Origin of the sequence: Pararobbsia alpina, assembly GCF_965118125.1 — a bacterium.
GTDB lineage: Bacteria > Pseudomonadota > Gammaproteobacteria > Burkholderiales > Burkholderiaceae > Pararobbsia > Pararobbsia alpina_A.
Map to the genome: position 1 here is coordinate 992,065 of NZ_OZ221287.1, position 20,293 is coordinate 1,012,357.

Below are 20,293 nucleotides of genomic sequence, written 5' to 3' on the forward strand. Positions count from 1 at the left end.
ATGGCCCGCCACGGAGGGGCTGATCCTGAGCCGATTACATTTCACGACCGAGCTGCAAGAAAAGTTTTGTATAGTGCGCGGTTTGCATCTCAACCGAACAAGTACCGATGCCTGTCCAGTTCCCGCGAATTCTGACGCTGCTTCTGCTGATGCTGGCATTGACGATCCCGTACGGCGTCGTCTCTCATACGTATCCAATTCCGACGTTCTACGCCGAGTACGTTTCGTATTCGCTGTTCCTGATGATGACGGTCGGCGTCGCGTGGTACGCGAGCACCACCAACAGCGCGCGTTTGCTTGCGTCGCCGCGTTCGGGCGCGATCATGCTGCTGTTCGGCATCTGGATCGCACTCCAGACCGTAGTCGTGCCGACGACCCTGCCGCGCATGAATGCGCTCGGACTCGGCTTTGTCCTGATGGCGCTGCTCGTCATGCATGCAGGCTATTGGTCGTCGCGCATGCTGATGGCACCGTCAATGATTCGTGCGGCCGCGATCGCGCTGGTCCTCGGGGCGCTGTTCGCGGTGTTCTGCCAGGTCGTGCAGACCTTCAGTTGGGAAGTCCACGTACGGCCGTTCGTCGTCGCATATCGCGTGACCGTCGAACGCCGGCCTTTCGGCAATATGGCGCAGGCGAACCACCTCGCGACCTATATCGCATTCGGAATGACCGCGGCCGTCTATCTCGTGACAACGCGCCGTCTGCCGTGGAGCGTGTGGTTCGTCGTGAGCCTGCTGTTCGCGATCGGACAGGCGCTCACCGTGTCGCGCACGCCGTGGCTGCAGACCGGCGTGATCGTGCTGGGCGCGCTGTGGCTCGGACTGAGCCGCCAACCTGAAGCGAACGGGGATGCGATCCCGACGCGCCGGCCGATGTCGGGACATCGGGCGTCACGCTGGCGTGGCTTGATTGCCCCGGTGGGTGTGCTCGCGATTTTTATCGTCGCCAATATCTTCGTGCGCTGGGCCAACGTGGCGTGGCATCTGAACCTCGCCACGTCGGCCGCAGAGCGTTTCCACGAAGCGGGCCAGATTTCGCCGCGGCTCGCGTTGTGGACCTACGGCTGGTCGATGTTCAAGGAAAGCCCGCTGTTCGGCGTGGGCTGGGGTGAATTCCCGATTCACCAATACGGCCTGACCGAAGCGCTCGGCAAGATCGAACTGGCCAACAACTCGCACGATATCGTGCTCGACCTGCTCGCGAAGACCGGCATCGTGGGCGCCGTGATCATTTTTGGCGGCATCGCGATGTGGCTGATTCGCGTGCTGCGCGCACGGCACAACCCAGGGATGATTTTCGGCCTGACGATCCTCGCCGTGCTGGGTGTGCATGCGCTCGTCGAGTATCCGCAGCAGTACATGTTCTTCCTGCTGCCCGCGGCGTTTATCGTCGGCCTGCTCGAACCGGCGGCGGCGCGCTTCGTGCCGGTGTCGTTCACGCGCGTCGGCTACGGATTGTTGCTGGTCGCCGGATTGGGCGCGATGTACCCGGTGCTGTCCGACTATTGGCGCGCGGAAGTCCTGTACTACGGCGAGTCGCCTGAGAAGCAATATCGCGCCGCGCCCTCGGAGATTTTCCAGCCGTGGGGCGACTACGGCCTCGCGACGCTGCTGTCGCTGAACAAGGCGGATCTGCAGACGAAGCTCGATATGCACCGCAAGGCGATGGATCTGCTGCCGGGTGAAGTCGTGCTGCGCCGTGAAGCTGCACTGCTCGTGCTCGCGGGGCGAGAAGACGAGGCGCTGGACACCGTGAAGCGCATGAAGGTCTACGCCGAAGGCGTCGACAGCTGGCCAAGCGCGCTGTCGGGTCTCTATGAAGAGTGCGACCAGATGGGTTCAGCACTCGTCGACTTCAAGGCAAAGCTGGTCGCGCTTTACGGCGAAGCACCGGAGCCGAAAAAGCAGGACGACGACGATAGCGACAGCGACGACTAATGCCCTTCAGCGATGATTGAGGCGGGGCAGCGGCGGTCGAGGCGCGGCAAACATGAGTGAGATGGGCCAGCCCGACTCAGCAAGGTGAGTCACACGGGTGACTGAGCCGGCGCGGGTCGGGCGCGACGGCCATCCGCGCCGCCGCGCGACGCTCGACTAAGCCGCCGTCCAGTGCCCCGACTTGCCGCCGATCTTTTCCTGCAGACCGATATCGGTCATGACCATGCCGCGGTCGATCGCCTTGCACATGTCGTAGATCGTCAGCAGGCCGACCTGGACCGCGGTCAGCGCTTCCATTTCGACGCCTGTGCGACCGATCGTTTCGACCTGCGTCGTGCAGCGCACACCGGGCAGCGCCGCATCGAAATCGAAGTCGACGGTCACGCGTGTGAGCGCGAGCGGATGACACAAGGGGATCAGATCCGCCGTGCGCTTCGCGCCCTGGATGGCGGCGATGCGTGCGATGCCGATGACATCGCCCTTCGATGCGCGTCCTTCGCGAATCACGTCGAGTGTCTCAGGTTGCATCCGGATCGAGCCACGCGCCACGGCGACGCGTCGCGTCATATCCTTGTCGCCGACGTCGACCATATGGGCGCGGCCAGCGGCGTCGAAGTGGGTGAGTCCGGACATCGGGCAATTCCTGTTTTCTGGCATTCTGTGGGGGCCTATCATAGCAGGCACCTGTCGCCCAGCTCCCGCCGAAAATTCGCTTGAAATCGCGCCCGACTCGCAACAGAACCCGCAGGCTTCTGACGAAGCTTCAACGCCGCATGCCACTGCGCTTGCCTGTGCGCATGCCGCTGCGCACGCCGCTGATCAGCTGCCTGATCGTTTCGCTGGCTTTGCCCGCGCCGGCATCCTTTGGTCAAGCGCTACGCACGCCGGCCTCGATCGCATCGGAGGCCGCCGCGGCCGCCGCAGCCGCGAGCGCCGCCGCGATTCAGACGCAAACCAATCGCCAGCTCGCGACGGGCTCCGTCTCGATCCAATCCAAAAAGGCCGCCGTCCCGCTACCCGCGTCGGCCCTGCGTGCCGTGCCCGACATGCCGGTCGAGCGGCTCAAATATGCGGCTGAGGCGCGCGACGATATCTCCGATCACTCGAGCTCGATGACGGCGCTCGAATCGCCGACGGGGCTCAAAAACCCGTTCTCGATCCAGCAACTCCCGAGTCTCGGCGACGGATCGGGCGGCGACCTGTCGCCGGCCGCCGAACGCAAGCTCGGCGAGCGCGTGATGCGTGAAATTCGCGCCGACCCCGACTACATCGACGACTGGCTGCTCGTCGACTATCTGAATTCCGTTTCGCACAAACTCGCGGTCGCGGCGCAGGACGAATATCTCGGTACCTATGTGCCGAACTTCGAGGTCTTTGGCGTTCGCGATCCGCAGATCAATGCGTTCTCGTTGCCGGGCGGATTTATCGGGATCAATACGGGCCTGATTCAGGTCACGCAGACCGAGTCGGAACTCGCGTCGGTGATGGGCCACGAGATGGGACACGTGCTGCAGCGGCACATCGCTCGGTCGATCAGCCAGCAACGCAACACGGGCTATACGGCGCTGGCGGGGCTGCTGTTCGGTGTATTGGCCGGCCTGGTCGCTCACAGCGCCGACCTTGGCGAAGCCATGGTGCTCGGTTCGCAAGCCCTGGCCGTCGATAACCAATTGCGCTTCTCACGGACCGCCGAGCACGAAGCCGATCGCACGGGATTCCGCATGCTGGCCGGCGCTGGCTACGATCCTTATGCGATGGCCGCGTTCTTCCAGCGGCTCGAGGCCGCGTCGCATGACAGCGGCATCGTGCCGGCCTACGCGCGCACCCACCCGCTGACGACGGATCGCATTGCCGATATGGAAGACCGCGCGCGACGCACCCCGTATCGCCAGCCGACGCAGAACCCCGAATACTTTTTCGTGCGTGCTCGCGCGATCGTGCTTCAGGCCAATTGGCCGAGCGATCTGCGTGAAGTGGTCCGACGCTTCCAGTCCGAGATCCAGAGTCAGACGGCGCTCAATATGGCGGCGAGCTGGTATGGCGTTGCTGTCGCGCAGAGCATGCTCCATGACACGGTCGCCGCCGAAGAGGCGCTGGCGAGTGCACAGCAGCTCTATCGTGCGCAGACAAAGAACCCGAACGCAGACACACCGAGCCTCGTTGTGTTGTCGGCGCATCTGGCGGTGCAGGCCGGTCGGGATGCAGACGCGCTGCGCATCGTCGACGCCGCGCGCCGCGCGTGGCCGCAGTCGAACGCCGTGATCGATGCGCAGCTCGAAGCGCTGCTGTACGCGCACCGCTATTCGCAGGCGCAGGTCGTCGCGCATCTCGAAACGATCAAGTCGCCCGAGCAACCCGCATGGTGGGCGTACCTCGCTGAAGCGAGCGACAAAGTCGGCGATACGGTGATGGAACACCGCGCGATGGCCGAACGCCTGGCACTGCGCGGTGCATGGCCGGCAGCCACCGAGCATCTGAAATCGGCCGAGGAAGACAAGAACGTCAACTTCTACGAAGCGTCGGCGATCGCGGCACGCCTCCACCAGATGGAGGCGCAATACAAGGAAGATCAGAAGGAAAAGGACGACTTCAACTAGCGGGACTGTCGGCGAGTTCAGCAGGGCTTCTGACAAATCCAAATCGAGCGGGAACGTCGTCGAAGCGTACGGACGTCATCGCAAGGACGTGATCTTTGCTCCATGCAAATTCGGGCGGTGCATCGCCCGGGACGACGTCCTCGACAAAATCGGAGAACAGATCGAGGTCGTGATCGTGCAGTACCCCGACGCGCGGGCGTGGGTCGTCTGCCACGCGCCCGGTGAACACCACCGCGCCCCGATCATCGACCCAGCATCCCTGCGGTTCCCATCGCGTCCCGCATTGATCGGCCAGCACCAGCGCGGCATCAGCTTGCGCATCCTGCGACAGCCTCACGACGAATGGTGTGTACTCGAGTTCGATATAGACGCGCTGCGGTCCGTTCTGGAAGTACCACTGGCCGCGTTCGTCCACGTCGTAGTTGCGCACGATAAAGGCTATCAGCGCGGCATGCCGCACGGGCGAACCGAGGCCGCCGGCGCGCTGGACTGCTTCGTCGCGCATGCGCCAGTTGCCGCGCCGGTCGAGCATCAGCCAGCCGTAGCACGCGGGCACATTGGGCCATTTGGCGAGCGCCTGTCGAACGATGTCATCCATGCTGCGAAGCTCCAGCCTCCGTATGGCAACGATCGGCGCACATGACGTGCCCGGGTGTGCCGCAACGCGTCTATTGCGCGTACGAATCAAAGAAATGCAGCAAACGCGTGCCTAGCCAGTCGAGCCGGCCCGGAAACCCGCCGGTCATGAACCCGACATGGCCACCCGTCTCGGGTTGTTCGAGCTCGACCATCCGGCTGACCTGAGCGTGCGTCGGCAGCGCGTGCGCGGGCAGGAACGGGTCGTTGCGCGCATTGAGCACGAGCGTAGGCACTTCGATATCAGTCAGCAAATGAATCGACGACGCACGCTGCCAGTAATCGTCCGCATTCTTGAAACCGTGCAATGGCCCGGTCACGATGTCGTCGAACTCGTGCAAGGTGCGCGCGCTCAGCATCGCCTCACGATCGAACAGGCCGGGAAACTGCGCGAGCTTCTGAAGACTTTTGACCTTCATCGTCTTCAGGAACGAGCGTGCGTAGACCAGGTTGAAGCCGCTGGATAGCGCGTGACCGCCGGCGGGAATGTCCATCGGCGCCGAGATCGCGGCTGCCGCATCGACGATACCGAGTGCGTCTGAGCCGCGTTCGCCGAGCCAGCGCAGCAGTGCGTTGCCACCGAGCGAAACCCCGGCCGCGAAGAGTTTGCCGTGATGCCGCTCGCGCAGGCGGCGCAGGATCCAGTCGATCTCGGCGCTATCGCCCGAATGATAAAAGCGGGGCGCGAGGTTCATCGGTCCGCTGCAGCTACGGAAATGCGGCACCACGCCGCGCCAGCCGCGCGCCTGTGTCAGCGCCATCGTCGTCAGCGCGTAGTGGCTCGACGAGTTGCCTTCGAGCCCATGAAACAGAACCAGCAGGGGCGGAGTGTCGGCGTCCCGCGCATGGGCATTCCGCGCATGGGCGTTCGGCGTAGCGGTCGGCGGGGCGGCGGCTCCGTTCGGTCCGTGCGTCACGCCGGAAAGGACGGTAGCTGCCGACGAACCGACCCCGGACAACACCGCGCTCGCCGCCGCACTGATCGTCGACGGCGCCACGAGATGATCGAGATCGATGAAATCCCCGTCGGGCGTATCCCAGCGCTCCCGTTCGAACACGACCTTGGGCAGACGCCCGAGCTTGGCGGGCACGATCGTCTGCAGGTGGCCGCTCGGCAGCCAGCGTGGGGAAAGATAGATCAACGGGGTGTTCATGACTTGCTGGGCACCGGCGCTGCCGGTGCGCGTGCCTAGTGCAGCGGCCCTGCGTCGCGTCGCATGCGCGTGGCGAACTGGTCGGCGGCCTTGGCGGGCATCGCGCTCGAATGAATATGGGCGATTCGCCATTCGCCGCGCTCATGCACCATCACATAGGTCGAAAACACCATCTCGGGCACATCGTGATCGTCGAGCGCGCGATGCGCCTCGGCGACCGCATAGACGATCGTGCCCAGACTGTCATAGACCCGTACATCGAGCGGTTCGATCTGCGTGCGCGGAAACTCGAACTGTTTGGAGAGCCCGATCCGGATCTGATCGAGGCCATGCAGGTGTGAGCCGTCCGGACAGATGTAGCTGACGAACTCCTCGTCGATCCACAGCTCCATCAGGCCATCGAGATTGGCTTCGCTGACCGCGCGATAGAACGCGTGCAGGGTGTCGGCGGCGGCTTCGAACAGGCGGGCAAATCGTGGCATCGGTCGGTCAAAAGTGCGGCGGTTTAACTGCGCCGATAAGCGCCAACCGGAGCTGGCGCTCGGAGCGGCCGCCTGGCGGCCCCGAGCAGCGCCGCGTCCGCGCATCTCGCGCGGACGGCACGCTGCACTACCGGCGCGCGAGCAACATTTCGCGCAACTGTTCGAACACTTGTTCCGGACTCAGATCGCGCATGCACTTGAAATGACCCAGCGGGCATTCGCGCTGAAAGCACGGCGAGCATTCGAGGTGAAGCCATTGTACCTTCGCGCTTTCCGACAGGGGCGGCGTATGACGCGGATCGGACGACCCGTACAACGCCACTAGCGGCCGTCGCAGCGCTGCAGCCACGTGCATGAGGCCCGAATCGTTCGAGATGACCACGCTCGCGCGTCCGATCAACGCACACGCGTCCGAGAGCGACGTCTGCCCGCAAAGGTTGCGGACAAACGGCGCGTGCTCGGCGATTGCGGCGGCGACCGGCGAGTCTTTCGGCGACCCGAGTGCAACGATCTGTGCATACGGGAACGCATGACGCACGAGTTGCGCGAGCGCGCCGAAGTGCTCGGGAGGCCAGCGCTTGGCCGGACCGAACTCGGCACCGGGGCAGAACACGACCAGCGGCACGCGCGTATCGAGCGTAAACCGGTTCGAGACGCGTACGCCTTCATTGAGGTCGGACTCGATGCGCGGCAGCGGCAGGTCGTCGGGCAGCGTGGCGCCCGGTTTGTACGCGAGCGCCGCGTAGTGACGCACCATCGGCGGCCGCTCGTCCTTGCGAGGATTGGCGTGCCGCACGTTGAGCAGCCCGTAGCGCGACTCGCCCGTATAGCCGACGCGCAGATTGATGCCCGCAAGCCACGGAATCAGCGCTGATTTCAACGAGTTCGGCAGCACGTAGGCCGCGTCGTACCGGTTCTCGCGGAAGTCACTGGCGAGATGCCAGCGATTCCAGATCTGCAGCTTGCCGTGGGCGAGCGTGCTCGAGTAGACCTCGTTGATTTCGGGCATGCGCTCGAGAACGGGCGCGACCCAGCCCGGCGCCAGCGCATCGATCGCGATACGCGGGTTCTGCCGCTTGAGCAGCGTGAACAGCGGCTGCGCCATCAAAGCATCGCCGATCCAGTTCGGCGCAATAACCAGAGCGCGACGCGAACTCAATGATGACCCTTGAGCACTTCGCCTTCACGGAGCTTGTAGCGTGTGCCGCAGTACGGGCAGCGGGCTTCGCCGTGGGTCACGTCGATGAACACGCGCGGATGCGAGCTCCAGCGTGCCATGTTGGGGTTCGGGCAATAAGCCGGGAGGTCGTGGGCGCTGAGTTCGACCAGCGGCATCTGGGTGTTGTCGTTCATGGGAACCGTTCTTCTGCCAATGCTCTAAGGATCGCGACGGCCGGTTCGGCGGCCGTCGCTCAATACGGCGTGATTACCGCGTGATGCTGTGCTACGTGTGTGAATTCTGCGTTGCGCTGCTGCGCCTTGCAGCGCGCGCCGCGTGTGCTGCATATGCTGCGTGTTACCAACGCGTCGTCAGGACGGGTCAGACCTTGGCGAGCCAGTTTGCGTACTTCGGGTTCTTGCCGCCGACGATGTCGAAGAACGCGCTCTGGAGCTTTTCCGTCACGGGGCCGCGGCTGCCGCTGCCGATCGTGCGGTTGTCGAGCTCGCGGATCGGCGTGACTTCAGCGGCCGTGCCCGTGAAAAACGCTTCGTCGGCCGTATAGACCTCGTCGCGGGTGATGCGCTTTTCGATGACCGGGATGCCCATGTCGCGGGCGAGCGTGATCACCGTGTCACGGGTGATGCCGTCGAGGCACGACGACAGGTCAGGCGTGTAGACCTTCCCGTTGTTGACGAGGAAGAAGTTCTCGCCCGAACCTTCCGACACATAACCGTCGACGTCGAGCAGCAGTGCTTCGTCGTAACCGTCGGCCGTGGCTTCCTGGTTCGCAAGGATCGAGTTCACGTACCAGCCCGACGCCTTGGCGCGAACCATCGAGATATTGACGTGGTGGCGCGTGAACGACGAGGTCTTCACGCGAATGCCCCTGGCCAGGCCGTCTTCGCCGAGGTACGCACCCCACGGCCACGCTGCGATCGCGACGTGAATCGTGTTGCCCTTGGCCGCGACACCGAGCTTTTCCGAGCCGACCCAGACGATCGGGCGGATATAGCAGGACTCGAGGTTGTTTGCGCGCACGACTTCAAGCTGTGCGTCGGCGAGGGTCTTCTGATCGAACGGAATGTCCATCTGGAAGATCTTGGCCGAGTTGAACAGGCGCTTGGTGTGCTCGGCGAGGCGGAAAATCGCCGTGCCGTCCGCCGTCTTGTACGCGCGCACGCCTTCGAACACGCCCATGCCGTAGTGCAGGGTATGGGTCAGGACGTGGATCTGTGCATCGCGCCAGTCGATCAGCTTGCCATCCATCCAGATCTTGCCGTCGCGGTCAGCCATGGACATCACGGTTCTCCTCAGTGTCTTGCTTAGTGTCTAAAGCGGGCTTTGAGCCAAGTGCCGCATTGTAAATCAGGTCGGTCCGGCGTCCGGCGGTTTTGACCGTCTGCGTCGGGATAACCGGCGTTTATAAGGTCTGCCCGTGTGATTTGGCCGGATAGGTGACTAATCGAGTCGGGATTAAGGCAAAGCTGTATAACAAACGACACAGGAAAAGACCGCCGGGCATTGCGAATTCTGCCGCCCGCGCCGCTCGCATTTCAGCCGTTGGCTCGGCGCATTCCGCCATAGAGGGCGATTGACCTGGCCGCAAAACGCTGCGGGGACGCCGCAGCCTCAATGAGTCCAAGCCCAAAAACGCCCGTCTGGCGTGGCCCGCGAGCCGGTCGGCGTGGGTTGTGCAGTCGATGCGGCAAAGCCGTATCGGCGATGTAGGAAATGCATAGGCCATCCGGCCGGGGTGTATTCATTGCACTTTTCCCACATAGTTGGCGTGTCCGCCGCATTTGCTTTGTCACATTGGAACGCCGGTGGGATCGGGTAAAATACCGTTCCCTTTTCGCTCGAGCGTGCTGCGTTGTGGTGAAGCGGCGCGTGCAGTGTCCCACCCACCCGGAAACTCCCACATTCACATGACCCACGTTTTGCGTCTCTCCGATCTGATCGCCGACGGCAAGCTTTCCGGCAAGCGCGTATTCATCCGCGCCGACCTCAATGTGCCGCAGGACGACCAGGGCAATATCACCGAAGACACGCGGATCCGCGCATCGGTCCCGGCAATCCGTCAGGCGCTCGACGCCGGCGCTGCCGTGATGGTCACGTCTCACCTGGGTCGTCCGACCGAAGGTGAATTCAAGCCGGAAGACTCGCTCGCGCCCGTCGCCAAACGTCTGGCCGAGCTGCTGGGCCGTGATGTTCCGCTCGTCGCCCAGTGGGTCGAGAACGGCGTGGACGTCAAGCCGGGTCAGGTCGTGCTGCTCGAGAACTGCCGCGTCAACAAGGGCGAAAAGAAGGATTCGGACGAGCTGGCTCAAAAGATGGCCAAGCTCTGCGACATCTACGTGAACGACGCATTCGGCACGGCACACCGCGCTGAAGCGACGACCCACGGCATCGCGAAGTACGCCGGCATCGCATGCGCGGGCCCGCTGCTCGCGCAGGAACTCGACGCACTGGGTCGCGCGCTGGGCGCGCCGAAGCGTCCGCTCGTGGCGATCGTCGCCGGTTCGAAGGTCTCGACCAAGCTGACGATTCTCAAGTCACTGGCTGCCAAGGTCGATCAGCTGATCGTTGGCGGCGGCATCGCGAACACGTTCCTGCTTGCCGCGGGCAAGCCGATCGGCAAGTCGCTTGCCGAGGCGGATCTCGTCGAAGAAGCGAAGGCGATCATCGAACTGATGAAGCAGCGCGGCGCATCGGTGCCGGTGCCGACCGACGTCGTGACCGCGAAGGAATTCTCGGCGAGCGCGAAGGCGGAAACGAAGTCGGTCGACGACGTCGCTGCCGACGACATGATTCTCGACATCGGCCCGCAGACCGCGGCGGTGCTGGCCAAGCAGATCGGCGAAGCCGGCACGATCGTCTGGAACGGCCCGGTCGGCGTGTTCGAGTTCGACGCGTTCGAGCAAGGTACGAAGACGCTGGCCAAGGCGATTGCCGACTCGGCGGCGTTCTCGATCGCAGGCGGTGGCGACACGCTCGCCGCGATTGCCAAATACGGCATCGCCGACAAGATCGGCTACATCTCGACGGGTGGTGGCGCGTTCCTCGAATTCCTCGAGGGCAAGACGTTGCCGGCCGTCGCGGTACTTGAATCGCGGGCCCAATAAGATGACAGCGCGCCGCACACCGGCTTCTTCGAAATCGACGGACGGCGCACCCGGCGCCCCGTCGTCGGCGAAACCCGCGACCGCCGCTCAGCCCGTAGCCGGCGACACCACGGGCGCATTGCCCGTGGCGCCCGAAACGGCCCACGACGTCTCCGACGTGCTCAAGGCCCTGGATGCCACGACCGCTGCGGCAGCCGGCCACGATGCCGCGCACGCCGCAGACGGTGTTGCCGTGCCGGGCGTGGATGCCTCGATTGCATCTGGCGCCGCTGCGGACGCTGCGGCTCCCATGCAGTCCACGGCGTCGTCCGTTGCGAGCACCGCGTCTTCACCGAATACCCAACACACAACAAACCCGACAGCCACCGATGACCGGACGATCCCGGCATCGGCAGACCCGGCTGCGTCATTCAACAGTCCTGCCAATCGCAGAATGAGGAGATCCATGCATCGCGCCACCAAAATTGTCGCAACCCTCGGCCCCGCTTCGAGTACGTTCGACACCCTGCATCAGATGATCAAGGCAGGCGTCGATGTGGTGCGCCTGAACTTCTCCCACGGCAAGGCCGACGATCACCGTCAGCGCGCCGAGACCGTGCGCGAAGCCGCACGCCAATGCGGTCGCGAAGTCGCGATCATGGCCGACCTGCAAGGCCCGAAGATCCGCGTCGGCAAGTTCGAGAACGGCAAGACCACGCTGATCGCGGGCAACGCGTTCATTCTCGATGCCGCCTGCGAAGTCGGTAACGACGATCGCGTCGGCCTCGACTACAAGGACCTGCCGCGCGACCTCAAGCCTAACGACGTGCTGCTGCTCAACGACGGCCTGATCGTGCTGACCGTGTCGCGCATCGTCGGCGACGAGATCCACACGGTCGTCAAGATCGGCGGCGAGCTGTCGAACAACAAGGGCATCAACCGCCAGGGCGGCGGTCTGACCGCGCCCGCGCTGACCGCGAAGGACATGGAGGACATCAAGACCGCCATGTCGCTCGGCGCGGACTACATCGCCGTGTCGTTCCCGAAGAACGCGACCGATATGGAAATGGCGCGTCAGCTCGGCAATATCGCCGGCGAGCAATACGGCATCCGTCCGAAGATGATCGCGAAGATCGAACGCGCCGAAGCGATTCCGGTGCTGCAGTCGATCCTTGATGCGTCGGACGGCATCATGGTGGCCCGGGGTGATCTGGCTGTCGAAGTCGGCAACGCGGCGGTGCCGGCGCTGCAAAAGCGCATGATCCGCATGGCGCGCGACTCGAACAAGCTCGTGATTACCGCGACGCAGATGATGGAGTCGATGATCCAGAACCCCGTGCCGACGCGCGCGGAAGTGTCGGACGTCGCGAACGCGGTGCTCGACGGCACCGACGCCGTGATGCTGTCGGCCGAAACGGCTGCGGGCAAGTATCCGGTCGTGACCGTCGAAGCGATGGCGGCCATCTGCGTCGAAGCCGAAAAGTCGGAACACGTCGAACTCGACAATGACTTCCTGAACCGCACGTTCACACGCATCGACCAGTCGATCGCCATGGGCGCGCTGTTCACGGCGTACCACCTCGATGCGAAGGCCATCGTCGCGCTGACCGAGTCGGGTGCGACTGCGCTGTGGATGAGCCGTCACTGGATCCCGGTGCCGATCTACGCGCTGACGCCGCGCGAGAGCAGCGTCCGCTCGATGTCGCTGTATCGGAACGTCACGCCGGTCTCGATCGACTCGAACCGCGACCGCGATGCGGCGCTGGCTGATGCGATCAACATCATCGTGTCGAAGGGCTATGCGAAACACGGCGACAAGATCGTGCTGACGGTCGGCGAGCCGATGGGTCAGGCAGGCGGTACGAACACGCTGAAGATCGTTCGTATCGGCGAGCCGATCTAAGCGCATCAACGCAGCTCCTGACGGCTTTCGGGGTGCGCCCCGAAAGCCGTCGGGGAGTGCACTTCGAAGCGGGTCTGGGGACCCGTGGAGGCGGTAACGCACCGTCGATGGCCCGGCTCAACCGGGCCCGCTTCGAAGTTGGCCGTGATGCCGGCGAAGTCGGACTCCGTGTCGCGTAATGATCGGCGCGCACGATGCCTGGGCTGGCAACGCGCGAACTCGTGCTGTGTGCATAAGACTTGCGCGCGCCGCTCCGAACGACGCGTCGGGGCGACGCTGCGCCGCGAGCCGCTGTTGCATGAGAGTCGCGTGGGCCGCGTGGTTTCTACACAGCTAAGGAGTTCCACATGCCTCTCGTTTCGATGCGCCAGCTGCTCGATCATGCAGCCGAGCACACCTACGCGCTACCGGCGTTCAACGTGAACAACCTTGAACAGATCCAGGCGATTATGGAAGCCGCCAACGAGGTCAACTCACCGGTGATCATGCAGGCATCGGCCGGCGCCCGGAAGTACGCGGGCGAGCCGTTTCTGCGTCATCTGATCGAAGCCGCGGTCGAGGCCTACCCGCATATCCCCGTCGTCATGCACCAGGACCACGGTCAGTCGCCGGCCATTTGCATTGCGGCCATTCGCAGCGGCTTTACGAGCGTGATGATGGACGGCTCGCTCGAGGAAGACGGCAAGTCGCTGGCGAGCTACGACTACAACGTCAATGTGTCGCGTCGCGTCGTCGACATGGCGCACGCGATCGGGGTGACGGTCGAGGCTGAGCTCGGCGTGCTGGGTTCGCTCGAAACGATGAAGGGCGACAAGGAAGACGGCCACGGCGCTGAAGGCACGATGACGCGCGAGCAACTGCTGACCGATCCGGAGCAGGCCGCCGACTTTGTGCGCAACACGCAGTGCGATGCGCTTGCGATCGCGATCGGCACATCGCACGGCGCGTACAAATTCAGCAAGAAGCCGACCGGGGATATCCTGTCGATCCAGCGGATCAAGGACATCCACACACGCATCCCCAATACGCACCTGGTGATGCACGGCTCGTCGTCGGTGCCGCAGGAACTGCTCGCCGAGATTCGCGAATTCGGCGGCGATATGAAGGAAACGTACGGTGTGCCCGTCGAAGAGATCCAGGAAGGCATCAAGTACGGCGTGCGCAAGGTCAATATCGACACCGATCTGCGCCTGGCCATGACCGGTGCGATCCGCCGCTTCTTCGTCGAGAATCCGTCGAAGTTCGACCCGCGCGACTTTATGAAGCCGGCGCGTCAGGCAGCGATGGAAGTGTGCAAGTCGCGTTTCGTCGCTTTCGGATCCGCAGGCATGGCCGACAAGCTGAAGCCGGTGGCGCTCGACGCCATGGCGCAGAAGTACAAGCGGGGCGAACTCGCGCAAGTCGTGCATTGATCATCGACCGTGAGCGGACCGGCGATCCGGCGATCGCGGGTCCGCTTCGGCGATTGCATTAAAATGCGCGGTTCAGATTCAGGTACGCCACCCGCGGCTGGGTGGCGTTTTCGATTTCACGTTTGACCTAGAAAGCAAGACTGGAAAGGCTGCCATGTCCTCGACTCTTTACGATTCCTCGCTCCATTCGCTCAAGCTGCTTGGCCGCGGCAAGGTGCGCGACAACTATGCGGTCGGCGACGACAAGCTGCTGATCGTGACGACCGATCGTCTGTCGGCGTTCGACGTCATCATGGGTGAGCCGATTCCGGCAAAGGGCCGAGTGCTGAACCAGATGGCGAATTTCTGGTTCGAGAAGCTCGGCGGCATTGTGCCTAACCACCTGACGGGTATTGCACCGGAGTCGGTCGTGCAAGCCGACGAAGCGGCCCAGGTCGAAGGTCGTGCGGTCGTGGTCAAGCGTCTGAAGCCGATCCTCGTTGAAGCGGTGGTGCGCGGCTATCTCGCGGGCAGCGGCTGGAAGGACTACCAGGCGACGGGTGCGGTGTGCGGCGTCAAACTGCCCGCGGGTCTGCAGAACGCGCAAAAGCTGCCCGAGCCGATCTTCACGCCCGCGGCCAAGGCCGAGATGGGTGAGCACGACGAAAACATTTCGTTCGAGGAAGTCGAGCAGCGCATCGGCGCCGAACTCGCGGCAAAGATCCGCGACGTGAGCATCCGCCTGTACAAGGAAGCCTCGGCCTATGCAGCGACGCGCGGCATCATCATCGCCGACACCAAGTTCGAATTCGGTCTCGACGACGAGGGCACGCTCCACCTGATGGACGAAGTGCTGACGGCGGATTCGTCGCGCTTCTGGCCCGCGGATCAATACCAGGTTGGCAGCAATCCGCCGTCGTTCGACAAGCAGTTCGTGCGCGACTGGCTCGAAACCCAGCCGTGGGGCAAGACCGCGCCGGCGCCGAAGCTGCCGGACGAAGTCGTCGAGAAGACCGCCGCGAAATATCGCGAGGCGCTCGAGCGTCTGACCGGCGAAACGTTGAAGTAATAGCGGGCGTCGTGCAACAGGCGCGTGCAGCAGGCGCGTGCAACGAGCGCGCGGCAAGCGCTTGTGAGAGGCGAGCGCCACCGGCATGTGCCGGTGCGACAAGCCCAAGACGCCAGACACCTTGGCGCATCATTCGAAGTCGAAGGTACAGGGAAGGAAACAGGACGTGAGCGAATCGGTACAGGTAGGCGTATTGATGGGTTCCAGTTCCGACTGGGACGTCATGCAGCACGCGGTCGCGGTGCTCAAGGAGTTCGGTATCGCGCATGAGGCGAAGGTCGTCTCGGCGCACCGGATGCCCGACGAGATGTTCGAGTACGCCGCGGGTGCGCGTGCACGCGGCCTCAAGGCGATCATCGCGGGTGCGGGCGGTGCGGCGCATCTGCCTGGCATGCTGGCGGCCAAGACGACGATTCCCGTGCTCGGCGTGCCGGTACCTTCGAAATACCTGAAGGGTGTCGATTCCCTGCACTCGATCGTCCAGATGCCCAAGGGCGTGCCGGTCGCGACGTTTGCAATCGGCGAGGCGGGCGCGGCGAATGCGGCGCTGTTCGCTGTTTCGATGCTTGCGAACGCATCGCCGGAACTCGCGGCGAAGCTCGACGCGTTCCGTGTGCGCCAGAACGAGGTCGCGAGCAATATGACGTTGCCGCCGGCCTGAGTCGCCGGCCCAAGTATTCATCCAGATTTGCAAGGCACACCATGACCGTTTCGCTATCGACCACCGCTTCGATCGTCACCACGGTGCCGGGCGCCGAACAAGGCTCCGCGCCCGCTGCGCCGCTGCTTCCGGGCGCCTGGCTCGGCATGCTCGGCGGCGGCCAGCTCGGCCGCATGTTCTGCTTCGCGGCGCAGGCAATGGGATATCGCGTGGCGGTGCTCGATCCGGACCCGTCGAGCCCGGCGGGGACGGTGGCCGACCGGCATATCCGTGCTGCATACGACGATCAGTCGGGCCTGACTGAGTTGTCGCGCCTGTGTGCGGCGATTTCGACCGAATTCGAAAACGTCCCGGCCGCGAGCCTGGAGTTTCTCGCGCGTTCGAGCTTCGTTGCGCCGAGCGCGCGTTGCGTCGCGACCGCGCAGGACCGCGCGATTGAGAAGCGCTTTCTCGTCGAATGCGGCGTTCCCGTTGCACCTCATGTCGTGATCGAATCGTCGGCGGCGCTGGCCGGCATGGCCGATGCGGACCTCGACGCGGTTCTGCCCGGCATTCTGAAGACGGCGCGCCTCGGCTATGACGGCAAGGGGCAGGTCCGCGTGAACAATGTCAACGACGTGCGCCTCGCGCACGCCGAGATGGGGGGTGTCGCGTGCGTGCTCGAAAAGCGCCTCGCGCTCGCCTATGAAGTCTCCGCGTTGGTCGCGCGCGGCGCCGACGGCCGTTCGGTGGTCTATCCGCTTGCGGAGAACATCCATCATCACGGCATCCTGGCCGAGACGACCGTGCCGTCGCCGCGCGCGAGTGCTGCGGTCGTGTCGCAAGCGCAGTCCGCTGCGCAGGCCATTGCTGCGCATATGCATTACGTCGGCGTGCTCTGCGTCGAGTTCTTCGTGCTCGAAGATGGCACGCTGGTTGCGAACGAAATGGCGCCGCGGCCGCACAATTCGGGGCACTACACGATCGATGCGTGCGCGACGAGCCAGTTCGAACAGCAGGTCCGCGCCATGACCGGGCTGCCGCTCGGCGATACGCGTCAGCATTCGTCGGCGGTCATGCTCAACGTGCTTGGTGACATCTGGTTCCACGACGGCACGCCGACGACACCGCCCTGGCACGATGTCGCCGCACTGCCGGAGGCGCGACTTCATCTGTACGCAAAAGAAGACGCGCGCGTAGGTCGCAAGATGGGCCATATCACGCTGACCGCCGCCACGCCCGAAGCCGCTCGCGACGCGTCGCGCGAATGCCAGCGGCTCCTGGGCATCGCATTCGATCATTGAAGCCGATCATGACCGCGCATCTCAAACCGTTTCTGCAACCGGATGAGGCAGGGATCGCAACCGCTGCCGCCGTGCTGAATCGAGGCGAGCTGCTCGCGTTCCCGTCTGAAACGGTCTATGGCCTTGGCGCGAACGCCGAGGATGTCGATGCGGTCAATCGTATCTACGCGGCCAAGGGCCGGCCGTCGACGCATCCGGTGATCGTCCACGTGTCGCCCGAGAGTGACCCCGGTTACTGGGTACAGTCGCTGCCGCATTCCGCCCGGTTGCTGATCGATGCGTTCTGGCCGGGCCCGCTGACACTGATCCTCAAACGCGCGGCGCATATTCCCGATGTCGTGAGCGGCGGACAGGATTCGGTCGGCCTGCGTTGCCCGTCGCATCCGGTTGCGCAGGCGCTGTTGCGCGCGTTCGATACGCTCAGGAACGGACACGGCGGTGTCGCAGGGCCCTCGGCCAATCGGTTCGGTCATGTGAGCCCGACCACGGCGCAGCACGTGCGCGAAGAATTCGGTGACTCGATCGAGATTCTCGACGGCGGTGCATCGAAGGTCGGCATCGAATCGACGATTCTTGATTTGTCGCGCGGTTTTCCCGCGTTGTTGCGGCCGGGTCATCTGCGACCGGAGCAGCTGGCAGAGGTACTCGGCGAAATGCCGCGTTTGCCCGATGGCTCTGACGTCACCGCGCCGCGTGCATCAGGCACCCTCAAGGCTCACTATGCGACGCGTACGCCGCTCGCCCTGCTCGACGCCGATGCGATTGCCGCGACTGCAATTGAACGCGCCAGCGAAGCGATCGCCATCGTCGCGCGTCCCTCGGCGATCGGCGATATCGCGAAGCTGCCGAACGTGACGTTTATCGCCGCACCCGAGGACCCGCCGCGCTACGCGCAAGCACTCTACGGATTGCTTCGCGAGCTGGATCGTTCGGAGGTCGATCGCATTCTGATCGAACGTCTGCCGTCCACGCCCGAGTGGGCCGCCGTCAACGACCGGCTGGGTCGCGCGGCCGCTGCATTCGAGGACGATCTGCCAGTCGACGACTGACGCAGCGTGACGGGCGATTTCGAACGCCTCATGTCTCGTCGATCCTCCTGCGGCCCCACGGCACTCAACGTCGGCCATGCATGACGTGCGCAACGCAACGGCTCGCCGTTCCTGATTCTTTAACGAAAAAAAAGCCGCCTCGGTCGAGGCGGCTCTTCAACGGCAACTCGGTCGCCGGAGCGATACTTCGTTGAAACACTGTGGATCCAGGTCCTGTCCGTAACTCGGATCGTTACGGATTGACGCGTCGATCGAGCCGTCGCAAAGCGGCGCTTAAACTCAGGCTCAAACCGACGCGCCTGCGGATTACTTGAGACCGAACGCCTGATTCACCGCAGCTTCGACATACGCTGCGAAGCGAGCGTGCAGATGCGTCGTCGGGTGGATCTGGTCGGCGAACATATACGTCTGATCGGCGTTGGCCACGGTGTAGAGCTGCGGCGAGCAGAACAGCGAGCTTTCGAAGTCACTCGGGTTGGCTTCACCGGCCCGCTGTGCGTTTTGCGCCATCAGCGCGAGGTTACACGCCGTGCCGGTGTTGCCGACCGTGAATCCGTTCTGCGCGAAGTTCGCGACTTCCGAATCGATGAACTGGAACGAGCTGACCTGGACGACCTTGTTCGCAAGACCCAGGGAGGTCAGCGCGCCGCTGACGCCCTGGTTATACGCCGTCACCGCCGCGCTGAATGCGGCCGCGGTCTGCCCACCGTCATTCGCGAGAACCGCCAGCGGCGTCTTCGCGATATCCGGCACATCGACGACCACGACGTGCGTTGCGCCGGCCTGCAGCAGCGCGGCAACGGCGCCCACGAACTTGCCCGCCGCGGTCGCGATATTGGCTTGTGCCGTGGCGAGTGGTTCGAGCCCTTGGGAAGCGGCCGTCAGCTGTTGAATGATGTCGTTCGCGCCACCCTGAATAAACACGAGCTGATTGTTGGTGAACGTGCCGTGCATCGAGATGTAGTTCTGGATCTGCTGCGTGACCGGCACGGTCAGTGCGGCGGCGCCGTTGGCGGCCCAGCCATTGCCTTGCGCGCCATCGACGAGCGCGCCGCCTTGCGCGTAGCCATAGCCGTTCGGGTTGTTGATGACGGCCGCGCCGAAGCCACCCGTCTGTGCCGCGGTGAGCGAGCCGCCGTAGTACTGCGCAACGTCCTGCGTCCAGACTTGTCCCGGGTTCGTCGTAAAGCGCCCGCCGCCGAAGATCAGCGAGATGTTCGGCGCATACGTGCCGACGTCCGACAGGCTGTCGCCGAACGACACGACCTGGAAGCTCGCGGACACCTGGCTCGTTGGCGTCGACGAGTTATTGTCGTCGCCACCGCCGCACGCGGTCATCGTAGCGGCGAGCGCGATCGCAACGGCGCCTTGAACAAGACGCAGGGTCGTTTTGGTAAGGGTAGGGCTCAACTTCATCGTGCTCCTCGCATGATTGCGTAGTAGTTATTAGCGGCCTATCGATTCGCGGATGCCGACTTCCGTGCTGGAAATCGCATGGGCTCTCGGGACGCTATGCAAAGATCTGAACGGGGCACGTTCAGTCTTGTCTCCCATCACGGCGCGCAGCGATGCTGCGTGCGCCTTCTTCATGAATCGTCGATGACACGGAGGTGGCAGCAATGGCGTACCAAATAATGTCGACAATTGGCGCGACATATGCTTACAGCGCACCCACACACACGCTTCGCTGATGCAACGCGCGGCACTCCGTTCCGAACGCACGATCCTTTCTTGATATGTAACGAAGCGTACAACGCGTGCCTTCTAATGGCGATAGAGGGAGATAGAGGATGCGTTCGAATGCACATGAGTGGTTAAAAATTGCACGCACCATGTGTGTTAGCGGTGCATCACCAATGCTCATAAGT

The 20,293-nt window shown here is 63.8% G+C and carries 18 protein-coding genes; 9 read left to right on the forward strand and 9 right to left on the reverse strand.

Translation table 11 applies throughout. The features are described 5' to 3' along the window. The first annotated feature begins 107 nt into the window (after nucleotides 1-107). A complete protein-coding gene (locus ACMFWR_RS04245) occupies nucleotides 108-1,937 on the forward strand; it encodes a PglL family O-oligosaccharyltransferase (RefSeq protein ID WP_413193773.1) in 1,830 nt (609 codons plus the stop codon). 156 nt (nucleotides 1,938-2,093) lie between these two features. Here the strand turns inward: ACMFWR_RS04245 and moaC are convergent, their stop codons facing one another. After that, nucleotides 2,094-2,570 (reverse strand): cyclic pyranopterin monophosphate synthase MoaC, encoded by a 477-nt coding sequence (gene moaC, locus ACMFWR_RS04250; RefSeq protein WP_413193774.1) that lies wholly within the window; start codon nucleotides 2,568-2,570, stop codon nucleotides 2,094-2,096. Nucleotides 2,571-2,710: 140 nt separating this feature from the next. On the opposite strand from moaC, the gene ACMFWR_RS04255 reads away from it, so the two are divergent. Beyond that, nucleotides 2,711-4,534: a M48 family metalloprotease gene (locus tag ACMFWR_RS04255; protein WP_413193775.1), complete on the forward strand. Its 1,824-nt coding sequence runs from the start codon at nucleotides 2,711-2,713 to the stop codon at nucleotides 4,532-4,534. On the opposite strand, the gene ACMFWR_RS04260 is transcribed toward ACMFWR_RS04255, so the two are convergent. From ACMFWR_RS04260 to ACMFWR_RS04285, 6 genes are all read right to left on the reverse strand, one after another. Continuing rightward, on the reverse strand, nucleotides 4,527-5,132 hold the full coding sequence (locus ACMFWR_RS04260; RefSeq protein ID WP_413193776.1) for a DUF2946 family protein: 606 nt from the start codon (nucleotides 5,130-5,132) through the stop codon (nucleotides 4,527-4,529). The two genes, ACMFWR_RS04255 and ACMFWR_RS04260, sit on opposite strands and share 8 nt — an antisense overlap. 70 nt (nucleotides 5,133-5,202) lie before the next feature. After that, complete coding sequence (locus ACMFWR_RS04265; RefSeq protein ID WP_413193777.1) at nucleotides 5,203-6,324, reverse strand: YheT family hydrolase; 1,122 nt, start codon at nucleotides 6,322-6,324, stop codon at nucleotides 5,203-5,205. Between the two features lie 35 nt (nucleotides 6,325-6,359). Further along, a complete protein-coding gene (locus ACMFWR_RS04270) occupies nucleotides 6,360-6,806 on the reverse strand; it encodes a nuclear transport factor 2 family protein (RefSeq protein ID WP_413193778.1) in 447 nt (148 codons plus the stop codon). Between the two features lie 127 nt (nucleotides 6,807-6,933). Beyond that, nucleotides 6,934-7,911, reverse strand: coding sequence for a lipopolysaccharide heptosyltransferase II (gene waaF, locus ACMFWR_RS04275; protein WP_413194779.1), 978 nt, complete (start codon nucleotides 7,909-7,911; stop codon nucleotides 6,934-6,936). Between the two features lie 50 nt (nucleotides 7,912-7,961). After that, a complete protein-coding gene (locus ACMFWR_RS04280) occupies nucleotides 7,962-8,159 on the reverse strand; it encodes a zinc-finger domain-containing protein (protein ID WP_413193779.1) in 198 nt (65 codons plus the stop codon). 187 nt (nucleotides 8,160-8,346) lie between these two features. Further along, nucleotides 8,347-9,267: a branched-chain amino acid transaminase gene (locus tag ACMFWR_RS04285; RefSeq protein ID WP_413193780.1), complete on the reverse strand. Its 921-nt coding sequence runs from the start codon at nucleotides 9,265-9,267 to the stop codon at nucleotides 8,347-8,349. Between the two features lie 626 nt (nucleotides 9,268-9,893). Here ACMFWR_RS04285 and ACMFWR_RS04290 point away from each other — a divergent pair. Then, nucleotides 9,894-11,090, forward strand: a complete 1,197-nt coding sequence (locus tag ACMFWR_RS04290) for a phosphoglycerate kinase (RefSeq protein WP_413193781.1) — start codon at nucleotides 9,894-9,896, stop codon at nucleotides 11,088-11,090. Between the two features lie 87 nt (nucleotides 11,091-11,177). Here ACMFWR_RS04290 and ACMFWR_RS04295 read toward each other — a convergent pair whose 3' ends face one another. Continuing rightward, nucleotides 11,178-11,537: a hypothetical protein gene (locus tag ACMFWR_RS04295; RefSeq protein WP_413193782.1), complete on the reverse strand. Its 360-nt coding sequence runs from the start codon at nucleotides 11,535-11,537 to the stop codon at nucleotides 11,178-11,180. Here ACMFWR_RS04295 and pyk point away from each other — a divergent pair. From pyk to ACMFWR_RS04325, 6 genes are all read left to right on the forward strand, one after another. Continuing rightward, complete coding sequence (gene pyk / locus ACMFWR_RS04300; protein ID WP_413193783.1) at nucleotides 11,536-12,972, forward strand: pyruvate kinase; 1,437 nt, start codon at nucleotides 11,536-11,538, stop codon at nucleotides 12,970-12,972. The genes ACMFWR_RS04295 and pyk overlap by 2 nt on opposite strands. A gap of 347 nt (nucleotides 12,973-13,319) precedes the next feature. Further along, nucleotides 13,320-14,384 carry a class II fructose-bisphosphate aldolase gene (gene fba / locus ACMFWR_RS04305; RefSeq protein ID WP_413193784.1) on the forward strand — a complete coding sequence of 355 codons (1,065 nt, stop codon included), beginning with the start codon at nucleotides 13,320-13,322 and terminating at the stop codon, nucleotides 14,382-14,384. A 154-nt stretch (nucleotides 14,385-14,538) separates the two neighbouring features. Further along, nucleotides 14,539-15,432 (forward strand): phosphoribosylaminoimidazolesuccinocarboxamide synthase, encoded by an 894-nt coding sequence (locus ACMFWR_RS04310; protein ID WP_413193785.1) that lies wholly within the window; start codon nucleotides 14,539-14,541, stop codon nucleotides 15,430-15,432. Nucleotides 15,433-15,628: 196 nt separating this feature from the next. After that, entirely contained in the window at nucleotides 15,629-16,093 is a 465-nt protein-coding gene (gene purE / locus ACMFWR_RS04315; protein ID WP_413194780.1) for a 5-(carboxyamino)imidazole ribonucleotide mutase, read from the forward strand. Between the two features lie 146 nt (nucleotides 16,094-16,239). Beyond that, nucleotides 16,240-17,376 carry a 5-(carboxyamino)imidazole ribonucleotide synthase gene (locus ACMFWR_RS04320; RefSeq protein WP_413194781.1) on the forward strand — a complete coding sequence of 379 codons (1,137 nt, stop codon included), beginning with the start codon at nucleotides 16,240-16,242 and terminating at the stop codon, nucleotides 17,374-17,376. A gap of 8 nt (nucleotides 17,377-17,384) precedes the next feature. Then, nucleotides 17,385-18,425: an L-threonylcarbamoyladenylate synthase gene (locus ACMFWR_RS04325; protein ID WP_413193786.1), complete on the forward strand. Its 1,041-nt coding sequence runs from the start codon at nucleotides 17,385-17,387 to the stop codon at nucleotides 18,423-18,425. 306 nt (nucleotides 18,426-18,731) lie between these two features. On the opposite strand, the gene ACMFWR_RS04330 is transcribed toward ACMFWR_RS04325, so the two are convergent. Continuing rightward, complete coding sequence (locus ACMFWR_RS04330; protein ID WP_413193787.1) at nucleotides 18,732-19,841, reverse strand: SGNH/GDSL hydrolase family protein; 1,110 nt, start codon at nucleotides 19,839-19,841, stop codon at nucleotides 18,732-18,734. Nucleotides 19,842-20,293 lie beyond the last annotated feature (452 nt).

What these genes read in the sequence shown, in the direction of transcription:
- ACMFWR_RS04295 (WP_413193782.1), bottom strand. Translation starts at nt 11,537, where the DNA reads ATGGATCTCCTCATTCTGCGATTGGCAGGACTGTTGAATGACGCAGCC.
- purE (WP_413194780.1), top strand. Translation starts at nt 15,629, where the DNA reads ATGGGTTCCAGTTCCGACTGGGACGTCATGCAGCACGCGGTCGCGGTG.
- ACMFWR_RS04320 (WP_413194781.1), top strand. Translation starts at nt 16,240, where the DNA reads ATGCTCGGCGGCGGCCAGCTCGGCCGCATGTTCTGCTTCGCGGCGCAG.
- ACMFWR_RS04270 (WP_413193778.1), bottom strand. Translation starts at nt 6,806, where the DNA reads ATGCCACGATTTGCCCGCCTGTTCGAAGCCGCCGCCGACACCCTGCAC.
- ACMFWR_RS04330 (WP_413193787.1), bottom strand. Translation starts at nt 19,841, where the DNA reads ATGAAGTTGAGCCCTACCCTTACCAAAACGACCCTGCGTCTTGTTCAA.
- ACMFWR_RS04255 (WP_413193775.1), top strand. Translation starts at nt 2,711, where the DNA reads ATGCCACTGCGCTTGCCTGTGCGCATGCCGCTGCGCACGCCGCTGATC.
- moaC (WP_413193774.1), bottom strand. Translation starts at nt 2,570, where the DNA reads ATGTCCGGACTCACCCACTTCGACGCCGCTGGCCGCGCCCATATGGTC.
- ACMFWR_RS04290 (WP_413193781.1), top strand. Translation starts at nt 9,894, where the DNA reads ATGACCCACGTTTTGCGTCTCTCCGATCTGATCGCCGACGGCAAGCTT.
- ACMFWR_RS04265 (WP_413193777.1), bottom strand. Translation starts at nt 6,324, where the DNA reads ATGAACACCCCGTTGATCTATCTTTCCCCACGCTGGCTGCCGAGCGGC.
- ACMFWR_RS04260 (WP_413193776.1), bottom strand. Translation starts at nt 5,132, where the DNA reads ATGGATGACATCGTTCGACAGGCGCTCGCCAAATGGCCCAATGTGCCC.
- waaF (WP_413194779.1), bottom strand. Translation starts at nt 7,911, where the DNA reads ATGGCGCAGCCGCTGTTCACGCTGCTCAAGCGGCAGAACCCGCGTATC.
- pyk (WP_413193783.1), top strand. Translation starts at nt 11,536, where the DNA reads ATGCATCGCGCCACCAAAATTGTCGCAACCCTCGGCCCCGCTTCGAGT.
- ACMFWR_RS04280 (WP_413193779.1), bottom strand. Translation starts at nt 8,159, where the DNA reads ATGAACGACAACACCCAGATGCCGCTGGTCGAACTCAGCGCCCACGAC.
- ACMFWR_RS04310 (WP_413193785.1), top strand. Translation starts at nt 14,539, where the DNA reads ATGTCCTCGACTCTTTACGATTCCTCGCTCCATTCGCTCAAGCTGCTT.
- ACMFWR_RS04325 (WP_413193786.1), top strand. Translation starts at nt 17,385, where the DNA reads ATGACCGCGCATCTCAAACCGTTTCTGCAACCGGATGAGGCAGGGATC.
- ACMFWR_RS04285 (WP_413193780.1), bottom strand. Translation starts at nt 9,267, where the DNA reads ATGTCCATGGCTGACCGCGACGGCAAGATCTGGATGGATGGCAAGCTG.
- fba (WP_413193784.1), top strand. Translation starts at nt 13,320, where the DNA reads ATGCCTCTCGTTTCGATGCGCCAGCTGCTCGATCATGCAGCCGAGCAC.
- ACMFWR_RS04245 (WP_413193773.1), top strand. Translation starts at nt 108, where the DNA reads ATGCCTGTCCAGTTCCCGCGAATTCTGACGCTGCTTCTGCTGATGCTG.